This is a genomic window from Methylotuvimicrobium sp. KM2, from assembly GCF_038051925.1.
Classification (GTDB): domain Bacteria; phylum Pseudomonadota; class Gammaproteobacteria; order Methylococcales; family Methylomonadaceae; genus Methylotuvimicrobium.
The window spans coordinates 3,295,908-3,310,375 of record NZ_CP150634.1 but is presented as its reverse complement, the minus strand read 5'-3'; the positions used below and the strand labels follow the sequence as shown (position 1 = coordinate 3,310,375).

Here is a 14,468-nt window from a genome sequence, read left to right as displayed (position 1 = left end):
AGATGGAGGGCATCGGTTAAAAGTCGATTGATATACCCACCTTAGATCAAAATTCGGTACCGGGGTGTTCGTCAAAAGCCCGGCACCTAAATCCAGCGCCTAAATTCCATAGGTCTTTGGCAATGATTCAAAATCATGGCTTATTTAGGTGCTGGATGAATTATCCAAGACAATTAATCATGGACAATAGGCTATGGAATTTAGGCGCTGGGTAAATACGTCCATGTAGGCTTGACGGCGGCGACTGATTGCCAAGGATGGCATGAATGCAGATTTTGTATTACGCCATGGATGGCGTGTATTGGGGCCATGCAGGGCAGAAAAATGCTCCTGCATTTTCTGCATTCATTACATCCATGTAACTCAGCAATTGCCGAGGAGCAAAAATCTGCTCTGCCGTCGACACCTGTCAATCGAGCAACCGTACCCTCCTTACAACCATTAGCGCGATATTGAATAAAGGAAAGTTATTCAGAGTTGTATCCTTGGCTTTCATGTTGGCTTTCAGTTCAAAAGTATCAGCTATTAACGCATACATAGCCATCCTTAATCCCAATCGGCGGTAATGTCGACCAATAAGATGCGGTCGTTATCTAGCCGGATTGCCAGGGTTTTACACAGTTGATCGGTGTTAAAGTCCTTGTATCGGGATGAGGCGACAGGGCGAGAGGTGGTCTCCGCTTGTTCTAAGGCCAGTAGCTGATAAAAATAAGGCCGCCACGACCAATTAAAGCCTATTTGCTTAGGGTCTTCGAACCATTTTCCGAGTTTGAAATTAAAGTTTGATGAAATTTGCGTGCCTTGATTGTCGCATAGATAGAATCGGAGGACGCCGCTTTTTTCGAAAGGTCGTTCCGCGAGTTCATTTAAGTTGAAGTCATTTTGTAGTGCATCTTGCAATTGCGCTATCAAGTTTTTTATTAAATTAATCCGAGAGATTTTTTTTCGTTCGGTCTCAACTGTTTTCTGTAGAAATTTTTTTCGTAACGAGGCGATATGGCGACTGTATTTTTCCGTAGGGGCGAAGTCCGGTGCGGCCTCTGAAAATAGAAAGCCTTGCATGAATTGAGCGCCGCAACGTAGACCGAAAAAAAATTCGTCGTCGGTTTCGATGCCTTCGCAAACAATTTTGCAACCGTTGAGCTTTCCGAGTCTGGATAGTAAATGAACAACATCGCTGGCGATGCCGCCTTTTACTGCCATTTTGAATAGACGCATGTCCAATTTGATAAAGTCCGGTTTAATTGCCATCACTCTTTCGAGTTGCGAAAAACCGGTGCCGAAGTCGTCGATGGCAACTTTTAAGCCGTTTTTGCGGTAAATTTTCACTGTTTCGGCGAGTTTATGTAGATCGCCTTGGGCTTCGGTAATCTCAATGATAATGCGCTGTTGATCGATTCTTAATTCATCGATCATGCGGAGTGTGGGGATGGCGTGGAAGTTATCGAGTAAATCCAGCCATGCCGCTGAAATATTGATGGCAAGATAACTATTGCCGGGTAAAAGAGTGAACTTCTCGAGTGCAAGGCGTCTGACGACGCGGTCGTATTCGATGCGTTCCGTATTAGCGATATCGGGATCGGAAAAAAGCCCTCCGGCGGACACAATTCTGCGGTTTTCGTCGCGGCGTCTGGCTAAGGCTTCGTAGCCGACTATGTTGCCGCTGGCAGCACCGAGAATGGGTTGAAAATAAGGAAATAAAGATTGGTTGTAGTCCATGTCCGAATATATGAGGTTTGCAAGAAGGGGTTTTAGCAAAGCCAATATGAGCAAGCAATAGTTATGCCTTTTTTATTGTAGTGGACGATTTTTTATGATTGCTGGCAAAGATGCGTGGAAACAGATGAAGTGTTTTGTTGCCGAAATGGTGCGCTTAATGGTGGTGATGGGCAAAAGTAGTGCGGCGGAGGATTGCTTCAATAAGCAGAGTTTATTAAATGCAGAGTAGTTGATTTGTGGGGCGGTATGGCGTTGCGCTATTTATCCCAGGCATAAAAAAACCCCCCGCCTTGTGGGCGGAGGGCTTTTTTTACGTTTTTATTCTACGAAAACGTTTTTAGCCGCTTTTCTTCTTTGTTCTGCGGCTTGAACTTGAGCTTCGCTTTGACCGACAGCTTTGCTTTCAAGATGTTCGGTTTCTCTGCCTTTCAGCAAGAATACGCCGATTACTGTGCCAAGAATAAGTGCGCCTATCCACAGCCAAAAAGTATCTTTTTCTTGTGCTTCTGCCATTTTATTATCCTCTTGTTATTTTAGTAGTGTTATTAATCCCCTTCTCCTCAAAGGGGGACTCTATAAAAGTCAGTTATAGAGCTTGTTCGCCGAAATTGAATTTCCACGACGGGACAATTTTTAACATGATCGAAGAAACATGTCAAAAACTATTATTAAAAACTTTTATTTTGGTAAGGGAATCAAAAGCTAGAGATTTAAAGTGCCGGTATAAGCGGTATAGGCTTTATGAGCGGCGACGATTGAAAGTGTTATAAAAATAATGCCGCTGAGTCTATGAAGCGTCGATAACGGAATTTTTTTCATTAGTGTTCGACCGGCCAAGACTCCGAGAATGGAAGTCATGGCCAGCGCGACAGTTGAGCCTAGCCAGACGGCGGCGGGAAGGGTGGTGCTGCTCAATCCCGCGACCGCCAATTGTGTTTTATCGCCGAATTCCGCGACGGTAATTAAAAAAAAGGTCGTGAAGAAAATTCCGTGTCCACTTTTTTCTTTGATCACTTCATCGGTGTCTTCTTCCTCGTTAGCTCTGAGCGCATGCGCTCCGAATAGAGCAAATAAAACGGCCACGGATGCGGCCACGATGTATTCAGGCAGCCATTTTGCGATGGCTGCGCCGAAAATGACCGCCAGGGTATTTAACAGTGCAAACGCTGCAATTGCGCCTAAAATAATCGGTAAAGCGCGATGCCGGACGGCCAAGGTCATGCAGACTAACTGGCTTTTATCGCCGATTTCGGCGGCTGCAATCAATACGAAAGAGGTCAATGAAGCGGTGGAAAACTCGGCAAGATTATCGGAAAAAAGCAGGCTTGAAATTTGTTGCCACTGTAGATGAATAGGATCCATGGTTTTTTGAAATTAATGGTTTTTAATGTGGGTAGCAGTGAATAGTAAATTAGCCGAGTAAGTTGTCCAAAATCATCATGATAATGAAACCGATCATCAAGGCAAACGTGGCGTGCCTAGATCTGCCTTCGGAATGGGTTTCGGGAATGATTTCCTCGCTGATGACGAATAACATTGCACCGGCGGCGAAGCCCATTGCAATCGGTAAAACCGGCGTAAAAATCGTAACCATCGTGATGCCTAATAATCCGCCGACCGGTTCTACCAGGCCGGTTAAAGTTGCGATGCCAACCGCTTTCCATTTGTTGTAGCCCAGACCGACCAACGGTAATGCGACGGCAAGACCTTCCGGAATGTTTTGCAGAGCAATCGCTGTTGCCAGGATGATGCCGTTTTTCATATCCCCCGAGCCGAAACTCACGCCGACGGACATGCCTTCCGGAAAATTATGTATCGTAATCGCAATGATAAAGAGCCAGATTTTATTCAAGGAGTTTAGGTGTTGATCGGCAATGCTATCGAAATGAATATGTGGCAGTTTGCGGTCGGCAAAATGGAGAAACAATGCGCCGATCATCATTCCCAAAGATGCCACCCAAAGCCCGTTGCCGGGCCAAATTTGGTTACCGTAGTCGATGCTCGGCACCAGCAGCGAAAAGGCGGTAGCGGCCAGCATTACACCGGCAGCCGCGCCTAAAAGGCTATTAAATAGATTTTTCGATATTTCAGTAAAGAAAAGGGCGGGTAGGGCTCCTACTCCGGTAGCGAGGCCGGCCAGGATACTGGACAAAAAGCCGATCACGACAATTTCGCCGAAAATCAGATAGAGGCTTCCGAATACGACCACTTGCGAAGCGGCAAAAAGTCCTGTCCACGTCAGCAAACGTTGGGCGGGAGGCAATGCCATGATTTTTCGATAGCGGTCGCTCGAGATTATGGTCTCCCATTGGCGAAAAAAATAATCTTGAATGGTCGTCGAGAAAGTAGGTTGTGTCATGAGTGCGGCCCGGGTTAAGTGGTTTTGAAAATATCGTAAGAATAATAGCGTTATTTTAAAGGGTTTTACATACAAGACTTGGATAAGATTTCGAGCAAGTAGGACGGGGTGATGCGCAATAGTGGATTCGGGAAATTTTCCTTTTTATTGAGAGTGGCTATTTTTTAATTGACCAACCGTCGATAATATGCAGCTTAATTAATATCAAGAAGGGAATATGAAAAAAATAGCGATTGCGATTCTTGGTCTTTCGGGCGCTACGGCGGCGCAAGCGGAACAGAATGTCATGGAGTTGGAGAAGATCGAGGTGGTCGGCGTATCGCCGATACCAGGCTCCGAAGTACCGATCGATCAAATACCCTCCCATGTTCAGACGGTGCATGCCGACGATTTGCAAAAAGCTCAAAGCATCTCGTTGGCCGACTATTTGAACCGCTATATGGGCAGCGTACATGTCAACGAAGCGCAAAACAATCCGCTGCAACCGGATATCTATTATCGCGGTTTCGTCGCGTCGCCGTTGTTGGGTCTGCCACAGGGCTTGTCGACCTATGTCAACGGCGTCAGGTTCAACGAGCCGTTCGGCGATACCGTGAACTGAGATTTGATTCCGGAAGGTGCGATCGAGTCGATGGCATTGTATCCGTCGAATCCGGTTTACGGTTTGAACAGCTTGGGCGGCGCGATTTCGATCAAGACCAAGACCGGTTTTTCCGCGCCGAAACATGAGCTCGAAGTTTATGGCGGTTCTTGGGACAGGCATTCGGAGGAATTGACCAGCGGCTGGAACAACGGCTCGTTCGGCTATTTCATCGATCTGCGTCATTTCGAGGAAGAAGGCTGGCGCGATTTTTCCCCGACCAAGGCCGACCAAGTGTTCGGCACATTGAGTTGGCGCGGCGATAGGGGGTCGTTGGATTTGACGCTCGGCGCGAACGACAACAAGTTGCTGGGCAATGGTGCGGTGCCGGTGCAGTTGCTGAAGGAAGATCGCAACGCAATTTTTACTCATCCGGATCAGACGATCACGCGTATGTTTTTTTCCGAACTCGAAGGCAAGTACGACCTGACCGACGACATCGTGCTCAGCGGTAATGCTTATTTCAGGCAGAATCGGATCAAGACCTTCAATGGCGACGACAGCGATTATGAAGCGTGTGAAGACCCGGTCAATGGCGGTTTCTTGTGTGAAGAAGAAGGCGATGAAGAAGAGCGTGTCGTCGATATCAATGGCAACGAAGTTCTCGCATCCGACGGCGTCGAGGGTGCGACCAACAATTTCAGTCAAACCAACATGCGCAGCCGCGGCGGCACGATACAGACGGCTTTCGACCAAGACTTGTTCGGCCACAAGAATAACCTGACGGTCGGCGTCAGCTACGATTATTCCGAAGTGCATTTTCAATCGGATACCGAATTGGGGGCGTTGACCGAAACGCGCGGTACGACGCGTAGCGGTATCCTAGTCGATGAATCGAGAGTGCGCTTGAATACCGATACTTCGGCGGTCGGCGTGTTTTTGTCCGACAGCTTTTCGATCACCGACGACCTGATCGCGACGGTTGCGGGACGCTATAACTACATTCATATGAATATGTCGGACGGTTATATCACCGATGCGGAAAAAAACTTGAACGGCTCGCATACGTTCGAGCGGCTCAATCCGTCAGCCGGCCTGACGTACCGTATTTTCGACAATCTGACCGTGTACGGCAGTTACAGCGAATCGGCCAGGGCGCCGACGCCGATGGAACTCAGCTGCGCCGATCCCGAGGCGCCGTGTAAACTACCGAACTCGTTTGTCGCCGATCCGCCGTTGGCGCAAGTCGTTGCGAAGACATGGGAAGGGGGCTTTCGGGGGGATCTGGACGAATTGCTCGGTAAAGGCGACTTGAAATGGAATCTCGGCTTTTTCCATACCATCAATTCCGATGACATCATCTTTCAGCGCGGCGGCGACAGCATCAGCGAAGGTTTTTTCAGTAATATCGGCAAGACACGGCGTTACGGCATAGAGGCCGGTAGCTCGATCGCTTATCCGCAGCTATTCAGTACGATAGACGATTGGTATTTTTCGGCCAATTACACGTATTTGAACGCACGGTTTTTAAGCGGATTCAGGGTTCAAGATCCGGTTGACGAGGATAACGAGGATGGCGTTTGGGTCGACAAAGGCCGCCGAATTCCGGGACTACCGGAGCACATGTTCAAGGCTTCGGTCGGCGTCGATTTGTGGCAAAAATTAATGCTCGGTATCGATGGTGTCTATAGCGGTGCTCGGTATTACCGGGGGGATGAGGCCAATCAACATGCTAAATTGGGCGGTTACTGGCTGTTCAACGGCAGGGCTGAATATAAAATCACCGAGAATTTGGCTTTATTCGGAAGAGTCGACAATATTTTCGATGTGAATTACAGCTCATTCGGCGTTTATGGCGAAGCCGACGAAGTTTTGGGTGATAATTACGAAGATAGACGTTTCGTTTCGCCCGGAATGCCGAGAGCGGGTTGGATAGGTGTGAGATTATCGATATAAGTATCTAGCCAAAAATAACGTCCTGGAGCTATGAGTTTTGTAGCGGGTTCGGTAACTCGCTTGTCAGGGCGCCGTGAACCCAGCACCTAAATTATCCAAGATAGTTAACCATAGCCAATGGTCTATGGAATTTAGGTGTTGGGCCTTTGACGGGCACCCCTGTGCCGAATTTTGATCTCCGATGATGATATGGACTCCTCTCACTCTGTTGGTGTCAAATAGCACCTTAGTAAAAAACAAAACAAGAGGAGTCCGAGATGAATACTAGCGTAATTGGTTTAGATATCGCAAAGAACATTTTTCATCTGTATACGTTGAATGCGGATAATAAAGTCATCAAGAAAAAACTCAAACGGGCGCAAGTCTTGACCTTCTTCGCCAATTATCCGGTCAGCACGATTGGTATCGAGGCGTGCGGCAGTAGCCATTATTGGGCTAGAGAATTAACTAAACTGGGCCATGAAGTGATGTTATTGAACGCGAAGTTTGTCAAGAGCTTCTTGGTCGGCAACAAGAATGATTTTAACGATGCCCAAGCGATTTTTGATGCGGTCGGCCGGCCCAATAAGCGGGTGGTGTCGATCAAAACCGAGGTACAGCAAGATATGCAACTGCTTCATAATCTACGCCAGGATCTGGTCAAACGACGAACTGCTGTAGTGAATCAGATTCGTGGAGCCTTGCTGGAGCGCGGCATTGCCATTCACAAAGGGGTCGATCAAGTCAGAAAACAATTGCCTGATATTTTAGAAGATGCCGAGAACGGACTAACAGCGCTGTGTCGAGAGCTGATTGCGGAGCAAGCCGAACGGTTAAGAGAATTGGATAAGGCGATTAAGGAGCAAGACAAACGGCTTGGCAGGCTCAGTCAAGCCGATGCATTAAGCCGACGTATGCTGGATGTTCCCGGGGTGGGTCCGATCACCGCCACGATTGTGGCATCTGATATCGGGGACGGCAAAGGCTATACCAGTAGCCGAGATTATGCGGCGAGTCTGGGCCTGGTTCCCGGGCAGCATAGCAGCGGCGATAAACCCCGCTATCTGGGGATCAGTAAACGGGGTAATCGTTATATCCGAACCAACTTAATTCATGGTGCACGCGCGGTGGTCAAAAACTGTGCTGGCAAAACAGATCAACTCAGCCAGTGGCTGCAGTCGCTGGTCGAGCGACGCGGCTTTAACAAGGCCGCGGTTGCCCTGGCCAACAAAAACGCCCGCATCTTGTGGGCAATGACCACGAAAAATGAAGCTTATCAAGGGGCGCCTGCCTAACGCGGGCATTGGGCCGGGTTATCCACCCTTTGCCCACCGGCTCCCAGCTAGAGAAGAGAGCTCGGAGCCCGTGGACAAAGCGTGGATAACCCTGATGAGTGAGATTGATTTAACCGAGTACACAAGATTGCGGAGGCAAGTAGACAATCAGTGATGACAACAACAGGTCAGACCGGTGCTTTTACAACCCGTTATACCCATAGGTTCTTAAGAAACCGTTACGATGGTTGAGGAATAAGCGCGCGGATAGATTCATCAGGAGTCCTGAGGCAATAAAGCCTCTGTTGAGAGACCGAATATATGGCAGCAATCTTGATCTCTGTTTTGACATCATTTTTTGAAAACTTGGCTTGCAATAAACGAGGAGTCCATATATGGACAAAGCGTGGATAACCCTGATGAGTGAGATTGATTTAACCGAGTACACAAGATTGCGGAGGCAAGTAGACAATCAGTGATGACAACAACAGGTCAGACCGGTGCTTTTACAACCCGTTATACCCATAGGTTCTTAAGAAACCGTTACGATGGTTGAGGAATAAGCGCGCGGATAGATTCATCAGGAGTCCTGAGGCAATAAAGCCTCTGTTGAGAGACCGAATATATGGCAGCAATCTTGATCTCTGTTTTGACATCATTTTTTGAAAACTTGGCTTGCAATAAACGAGGAGTCCATATATGGGTATACATCCGTCCATCGAAATTTGAAGTGTGAAAAGTATCGGTTAGATAGGTTCCCTTGCTCGATTGGCGAGCATAAGCGGCAGGAAAGGCCGCCGTCAAGCCTGGGCGTATTTAGCTTTCGTGAAAAGTCTTGGCGCGCTTGAAAAAATTCACTAATCTAGGCGGACCGCCACCGATGACGAGGTTGTGATGCCTGGATTGTCTAATCCTTTTGCCAATTGGAAAAACTGGATCGAACAAATCTTCGACCCGCAGATTCCCGATGCCTTGCTGCAAGAAAAGCTTCAAGAGATTCGGCAGTGTTTGCCGCCGCCGGTGATTTGGTTGCTAGGCAAGACGCAAAGCGGCAAAAGCTCGATAATTCGAGTGCTGACCGGCTCGACTTCTGCCGAAATCGGTAACGGCTTTCGGCCTTGTACGCGCACGGCCATGCTTTATGATTTTCCCGATCCGGAAACGGCGTTTGTTCGATTCCTCGATACGCGCGGTTTGTCGGAGGTCGGTTACGATCCTACCGAGGATATGCATTGGAGCGCAAGTCAGGCTCATTTACTGATCGTCGTGGTCAAGGTAATGGATCACCAACAGCAAAGCGTTGTCAGCGCGGTCAAACAAATTCATCTGGCGCATCCTCGCTGGCCTATCATAGTGGCGCAAACTTCGCTCCATGAAGGTTACCCGAATCCCGCGATGCCGCATATTCACCCTTACCCGTTTAGCGACGGCAAAATTGCCGGTTCGATACCGCCCGATTTGCGCACTTCGTTATTAAAGCAACGCGACACGTTTGCCGGTATCGATGCCGTGTTCATTCCGATAGATTTTACCTTGCCGGAAGACGGTTTCGAGCCTGTTGATTATGGTGCAGAAGCTTTATGGCAAGCGTTAGAAGAAGCGTTGCCGCTCGGTTTGCGCGACATGCTCGAACAGCATCAACAAATTGGTATGATTAGCGATGTATACAGGCGTGCGGCGCATCCGCATATTATCAGTTACTCGTTATCGGCCGGTATCGCCGCCGCCATTCCGGTGCCGGCCGCGAGTATTGCGACCGTGATCGCGATTCAGGCGAAATTGTTTCATAGTATCGCCAATGTTTATGGGCTGGAGCTGAGTAAGCAAAGTCTCAGCGAAATCGGCAGTGCAATCGGCATTGGCGTCATGGCCGGTATGGGCGGACGCGAGCTTTTGAAATTGATTCCCGTTTATGGGCAAACCGTCGCGCTAGGCGTTTCGGGTCTTTATACCGCAGCGGTGACCTATGCCCTCGGTCAGACGTTGTGTTTTTATTTCGCGCAAACCAAACGGGGCAAAGCGCTGACTCCGGAATCCTTACGCGAAGTATTCAAGACCGAATTCGCGCGCGGCCGTGAAATGTTGCGCGAAACAATGAAACGTGAAGGTTAATCATGCGTAAAGCGTTGCTGTCAATATCGGCTTTTCTGTTGGTTCTGCCATGGTTGGCGCTCGTTGCCGCAGGTATTTATTGGCTTTGGCAAAGCATTTATTTGACTGAAGCGGTTGCCGGGTTTTGTGTTGTGTATGCGTTGGCGTGGCTGATGATTCGAGGTTTGCGCAAACGTCAGGGGCTATTGGCATTGCCTGTCGTAAAACCCGATGATGCTTGGCCGCCGGCCGCGACCGAGATTTGGGCCAAGCTCGATAAAATGGCCGAACAAATCGATCCGAAAGAGTATCCGTTGACCGATAGTTTGCGCATACTGGAACTGGCCAAACGCGTCACGGTCGAGGTGGCGCGTCATTATTCGCCGAAACACGAGCGGGCCGAACTCGATGTGCCATTGCGAAACATTCTCTACATTGCCGAGCAGGTGTGCCGGGACATGCGGCAAATGCTCGACGAAAAAGTACCGTTCAGTCATTTATTGACGGTCGGTAACGGTCTGGAACTTTGGCGCTGGAAGGATCGTTTGGCAAGCGGACACATAGCCTATCGCGTCGGTAAATTGTTATTGAGTCCGATTGCTTCAATTCCGCGCGAATTGGGTCAATTTTTTGCCGGTAAGGCTTCGGCATACCCGAAAGGCATGATCGAGCGCTGGTTGCTGCAAACATTGATTAAAAAAATCGGTTATTACGCGATCGCGATGTATAGCGGGCAAGCGATTCCGCCGCAGATCGATTTTGCCGAATCGGAACCCACGCTTGAGTCGATGGAAATGACGAAGCGGCCGCTACGAATTTTGGTTGCCGGCCAGCTCAAAACCGGTAAATCGAGTCTGGTCAATGCCTTATTCGGCGAATTAAGGGCGCCGACCGATGTTTTGCCGTTGACCGGCGCGTTGACCGTTTACCGTTTGCAGCATGAAGGTACCGGCGATGTCGTTATCGTCGACAGCCCAGGCTATGGTGACCAAGAGCGCTGGTTCGAGGAAAATCCCGAGCAGGCTTTCGGCGAATTCGATTTGATTGTATTGGTATGTTCGGCAACCCAGGCAGGGCACGAAGCCGATGCCGAATTTTTGAGTGCGATGCGAACTTGGTTCGACGACCGCCTAGAGCGAAGGCAGCCGCCGATATTGCTGATTGTTTCGCACATCGATCAGCTGCGTCCGCTACGCGAGTGGCAACCGCCTTATGACGTAAGTCATCCGCAAAATGCCAAGGAGCAATCGATTCGCGAGGCATTGGCATATATTAGCGAGACATTAACGGTTCCACTCGAAGATTGTCTTCCGGTTTGTTTAAAAGAGCGTTCCGTGTACAACATTGAAGCGGTTTGGACGGGCATTGCCGAGAAATTACCGGAGAGCCTGCGTGCTCAGTATTTACGATGCCTGATAGCAGCCAAGGATAAGGAGAAATGGGGTATGTTGCGCAAGCAATTGGCTAATGCGGGACGGATTGCTGTTGAGCGCGTTAAGAAGATAAAAAAAGGGGAAAGATGAAAGGGGAAAGGGGAAAGGGGAAAGGGGAAAGGGGAAAGGGGAAAGGGGAAAGATGAAAGGGGCAGCGTAGCCCGGATGGAGCGTAGCGCAATCCGGGAAGTTCGAAGCCATGCCGTTCCCGTATTCCGCTTCGCTGCATAGGGGCTACATGCTAGGTGAGGGAGAGTCGGTAAGCTTGAGTGACAATAAACGGAATCGAAGCCACATGGGGCAAGATTTCTCGTTCCCACCGCTCCAGCGTGGGAATGCATATTTAAGCGGAAAGATGAAAGATAAAAGATGAAAGAAAGGAATGAAGGCTAGCGGTTTCGTTTGGGTTAAGTGTTGTTCGGGTAACGGTTGATATCGGTTTCTTGTAGGCGTTGATTAAGTTCCGGCAGGGCTTTGGATAAGCTCTTGATGTCTTGAGTCGTGAGCCGGAGTAGCGTGACGTATGTTTTGGCCCTGACCGTCGCGGTTCTTACGGCACGATCGTAAAGGGCGTGCCGGCCGATGAAACTGCCTTTGCGCAGTTCGGCGATATGTACGCGCTGATTGGGGCCGGTATTTTGAAAAACGTTGACTACGCCGTTAACCAAGATATAGATCGAATCGCCCCGATCGTTTTCGTTAAAAATCGTATCGTTTGGAAGAAAGCTGACATAATGTGCGTTTTTCGCGAGTTTTTTTAGTACGTTGCGAGGCAAGCCGCTAAAAATCGGTACGTTATCCAGCCAATCGTCGCGTTTGGCAAGGCTCAACTCCGGCGCTAGGTCCGGTAATTGTTTCAAAGCTTCATCCAGACGTTTTTCCAGGCGCCGATAAATCTTTTCGGACAATTTGCCATGCTCAAAGTCCTCCGTAATCAGCTTCAACGAGTAACGGAGCGCGACTTCTTGAAATAGGCGGTATTCGAATTGATAATAAAAGTCGTGGAATTCATTGCCCAGTTTTTTGAGCCGCCCTTGCCTTCTTTCCAAACGTTGCCGATAAATTTTTCTGGTGATATTGAGCTTGTCGCTATGAAAATGGGGCTCTACTTGCTTCAGCGCCAACAGCGCTTCGTGAGCCATCAAAACCCCGGCCAGATCATGGCGTATTAAGTTGGCAAAACGAATTTTTTGATAGCGAATCAACCAGTTGAGCGTCCATTCGTATTCGCTTAAAAATTTGATTATCGACATTTCAAAACGCAAGAAAGGGTTTGCGTTATCCTGGTTTCTATTGAAACGAATCATCTCGTCAATGCTTTTGGCTTTGTCTTTGCGGAGAATATCCTTGAAATTTAGATAAGTATAATAATTGACCAAGCCGATTTCATGGAGTCGTTGCAATTCCCTTTCTTCGACATTGAGTGCATGTAAATGAATTTGTCTAAGTTGCTGGGCTTCCGTCAACGTCGCATGCGTCGGTGCGATTTTTCTGTTAAGCGATTGCAACACCGAATCTTGCATATCGCTCTCGAGCAAATGCAGCCTCGAAAACGAGTGTAGGCAGTCGTTGACCGATGTGGTTATTTGCTCCATGCCTTCTTGTAATTCGAGCCATTCGTCATTGTTCAAGCGATCGATTTTGAGTGCGCGCATCAGGGGTTTGAGCGTCGGGCCGCTCATTACTAAGCTGATCAATACCATGCCGAGCGTCAGTTCTAAGAGCAGACCTTTATCGACGACAGTATCGGGAATCGCAAGCGCCATCGCGATGGCGATGGTTCCCTTTGAGCAACCCCACCACATCATATGGCGGCTATTCAGGTTGATTGCCGGTAAGCTGAATAGGCTCGTAGTCATTGGTATCAAACCATAGACGCTAATCATGCGCGCGGCGAATATCGCCAGGAGTACCCAGATCAATTGTTGCCAATGTATCGCGAATGCAAGGATATCGACGGTCAAGCCGATCAATAAAAATAATAACGAATTCAAAACCAGCGCGATGGAATCCCAACCGGCTTCGATATGGTGGGTCGATTCTCCGGAAAGCCGAGGCATCGCGACACCTTTGATACAAAGTGCGGTTGCCAGTACCGACATGATGCCCGAGGCATGGAAGTTATGTTCCGCGACGATGAAGCTCAAATAGGCCGCGACGATCGAGGCGACTACGACGAAACTCTGTTGACCGTGATACATCCTGACCATCAGTTCGCTGATGAGCAAGCCGATCAGAGTGCCTATTAGCGCACCGAGCAGGAAGTGTTCAGTGAAATAATAAATCATCGTCGGCGCGTCCATCAGCGCCGACTCGCCGTGAATCACGGCGCCAAGTACGATATTGAAAAGTACGATCGCGGTAGCGTCATTAAATAACGATTCGCCTTCGACCAGGACAGTAAGGCGTTTCGAAACTCCCAACTCCTTGAACAGTGCAATAACCGCAACAGGATCGGTAGCGGAAATTATCGCGCCGAACAAGAAAGCCAATATGAAGTCGAGATAAAAGAAAGAATTGAGGCCTGTCGCGACCAACAACGCAGAGATCAGCATGCCCGGTATGGCCATGACCAAAATAGGAAGTAAGTCCTTGATAAGCGTGCGTGCATCAAGACTTAGAGCGGAAACGAAGATAAGCGCCGGATGAAATATGAATAGAACCAGTTCGTCGCTGAGATGAAAACCGCTTGGAATCAGAGCGAAAGGCGTGACCGTGGCCAATAAATTGATCGATACCCCAGTTACGACCAAAAGGATGGTATAAGGGAGCGGTAAATGGCGACACAAGCCGGAAAGCAGTAAGGCCAGTATCAACAGCTGCAGGATGATGAATAAGGTCTCGGAAAGCGGCATATCTGTCGGCGGTGGCCTTGTTGGGCACTATAAAACAAAGATTTATTGATTTTAGCTGTTTAGGTTGGATTAAAGAAGGTGGAAGAGGAAAGGGGAAAGATGAAAGATGAAAGATGCAAGATGAAATAGGAGTGTTCCGTTGTTTTCCAAGCTCAAGAGACTGTAACAGTATTCAATCTTAATGAAATAACCATGACGAGCAAGAATAATTAAATTTTTGAT

11 protein-coding genes are annotated in these 14,468 nt (G+C 48.6%); 6 read left to right on the top strand and 5 right to left on the bottom strand.

Annotated features, from left to right (window positions below):
• Positions 1 to 546: 546 nt before the first annotated feature.
• Entirely contained in the window at positions 547 to 1,719 is a 1,173-nt protein-coding gene (locus tag WJM45_RS13815; RefSeq protein ID WP_341325671.1) for an EAL domain-containing protein, read from the bottom strand.
• A gap of 94 nt (positions 1,720 to 1,813) precedes the next feature.
• On the opposite strand from WJM45_RS13815, the gene WJM45_RS13810 reads away from it, so the two are divergent.
• Complete coding sequence (locus tag WJM45_RS13810; protein ID WP_341325670.1) at positions 1,814 to 1,948, top strand: hypothetical protein; 135 nt, start codon at positions 1,814 to 1,816, stop codon at positions 1,946 to 1,948.
• 89 nt (positions 1,949 to 2,037) lie between these two features.
• On the opposite strand, the gene WJM45_RS13805 is transcribed toward WJM45_RS13810, so the two are convergent.
• The 3 genes from WJM45_RS13805 to WJM45_RS13795 all read right to left on the bottom strand — a co-directional run bounded on the left by WJM45_RS13805 (position 2,038) and on the right by WJM45_RS13795 (position 4,078).
• A complete protein-coding gene (locus WJM45_RS13805) occupies positions 2,038 to 2,232 on the bottom strand; it encodes a hypothetical protein (RefSeq protein WP_017842585.1) in 195 nt (64 codons plus the stop codon).
• Between the two features lie 189 nt (positions 2,233 to 2,421).
• Positions 2,422 to 3,081, bottom strand: coding sequence for a TMEM165/GDT1 family protein (locus WJM45_RS13800; RefSeq protein ID WP_341325669.1), 660 nt, complete (start codon positions 3,079 to 3,081; stop codon positions 2,422 to 2,424).
• A gap of 49 nt (positions 3,082 to 3,130) precedes the next feature.
• Positions 3,131 to 4,078, bottom strand: a complete 948-nt coding sequence (locus WJM45_RS13795) for a ZIP family metal transporter (RefSeq protein ID WP_341325668.1) — start codon at positions 4,076 to 4,078, stop codon at positions 3,131 to 3,133.
• Positions 4,079 to 4,295: 217 nt separating this feature from the next.
• Here WJM45_RS13795 and WJM45_RS13790 point away from each other — a divergent pair, with 217 nt between their 5' ends.
• The 5 genes from WJM45_RS13790 to WJM45_RS13770 all read left to right on the top strand — a co-directional run bounded on the left by WJM45_RS13790 (position 4,296) and on the right by WJM45_RS13770 (position 11,481).
• Positions 4,296 to 4,679 carry a Plug domain-containing protein gene (locus WJM45_RS13790; protein ID WP_341325667.1) on the top strand — a complete coding sequence of 128 codons (384 nt, stop codon included), beginning with the start codon at positions 4,296 to 4,298 and terminating at the stop codon, positions 4,677 to 4,679.
• A gap of 3 nt (positions 4,680 to 4,682) precedes the next feature.
• Positions 4,683 to 6,614, top strand: a complete 1,932-nt coding sequence (locus tag WJM45_RS13785) for a TonB-dependent receptor (RefSeq protein WP_341325666.1) — start codon at positions 4,683 to 4,685, stop codon at positions 6,612 to 6,614.
• A gap of 257 nt (positions 6,615 to 6,871) precedes the next feature.
• A complete protein-coding gene (locus WJM45_RS13780) occupies positions 6,872 to 7,888 on the top strand; it encodes an IS110 family transposase (protein WP_341325532.1) in 1,017 nt (338 codons plus the stop codon).
• Between the two features lie 873 nt (positions 7,889 to 8,761).
• Positions 8,762 to 9,979, top strand: coding sequence for a DUF697 domain-containing protein (locus tag WJM45_RS13775; protein ID WP_341325665.1), 1,218 nt, complete (start codon positions 8,762 to 8,764; stop codon positions 9,977 to 9,979).
• A 2-nt stretch (positions 9,980 to 9,981) separates the two neighbouring features.
• Positions 9,982 to 11,481 carry a GTPase gene (locus WJM45_RS13770; protein WP_341325664.1) on the top strand — a complete coding sequence of 500 codons (1,500 nt, stop codon included), beginning with the start codon at positions 9,982 to 9,984 and terminating at the stop codon, positions 11,479 to 11,481.
• Between the two features lie 317 nt (positions 11,482 to 11,798).
• Here the strand turns inward: WJM45_RS13770 and WJM45_RS13765 are convergent, their stop codons facing one another.
• Positions 11,799 to 14,246, bottom strand: a complete 2,448-nt coding sequence (locus tag WJM45_RS13765) for a cation:proton antiporter (protein ID WP_341325663.1) — start codon at positions 14,244 to 14,246, stop codon at positions 11,799 to 11,801.
• Positions 14,247 to 14,468 lie beyond the last annotated feature (222 nt).

Coding starts and splice junctions, on each gene's coding strand:
- WJM45_RS13815 (WP_341325671.1), bottom strand. CDS start 1,719: ATGGACTACAACCAATCTTTATTTCCTTATTTTCAACCCATTCTCGGT.
- WJM45_RS13810 (WP_341325670.1), top strand. CDS start 1,814: ATGATTGCTGGCAAAGATGCGTGGAAACAGATGAAGTGTTTTGTTGCC.
- WJM45_RS13805 (WP_017842585.1), bottom strand. CDS start 2,232: ATGGCAGAAGCACAAGAAAAAGATACTTTTTGGCTGTGGATAGGCGCA.
- WJM45_RS13800 (WP_341325669.1), bottom strand. CDS start 3,081: ATGGATCCTATTCATCTACAGTGGCAACAAATTTCAAGCCTGCTTTTT.
- WJM45_RS13795 (WP_341325668.1), bottom strand. CDS start 4,078: ATGACACAACCTACTTTCTCGACGACCATTCAAGATTATTTTTTTCGC.
- WJM45_RS13790 (WP_341325667.1), top strand. CDS start 4,296: ATGAAAAAAATAGCGATTGCGATTCTTGGTCTTTCGGGCGCTACGGCG.
- WJM45_RS13780 (WP_341325532.1), top strand. CDS start 6,872: ATGAATACTAGCGTAATTGGTTTAGATATCGCAAAGAACATTTTTCAT.
- WJM45_RS13775 (WP_341325665.1), top strand. CDS start 8,762: ATGCCTGGATTGTCTAATCCTTTTGCCAATTGGAAAAACTGGATCGAA.
- WJM45_RS13770 (WP_341325664.1), top strand. CDS start 9,982: ATGCGTAAAGCGTTGCTGTCAATATCGGCTTTTCTGTTGGTTCTGCCA.
- WJM45_RS13765 (WP_341325663.1), bottom strand. CDS start 14,246: ATGCCGCTTTCCGAGACCTTATTCATCATCCTGCAGCTGTTGATACTG.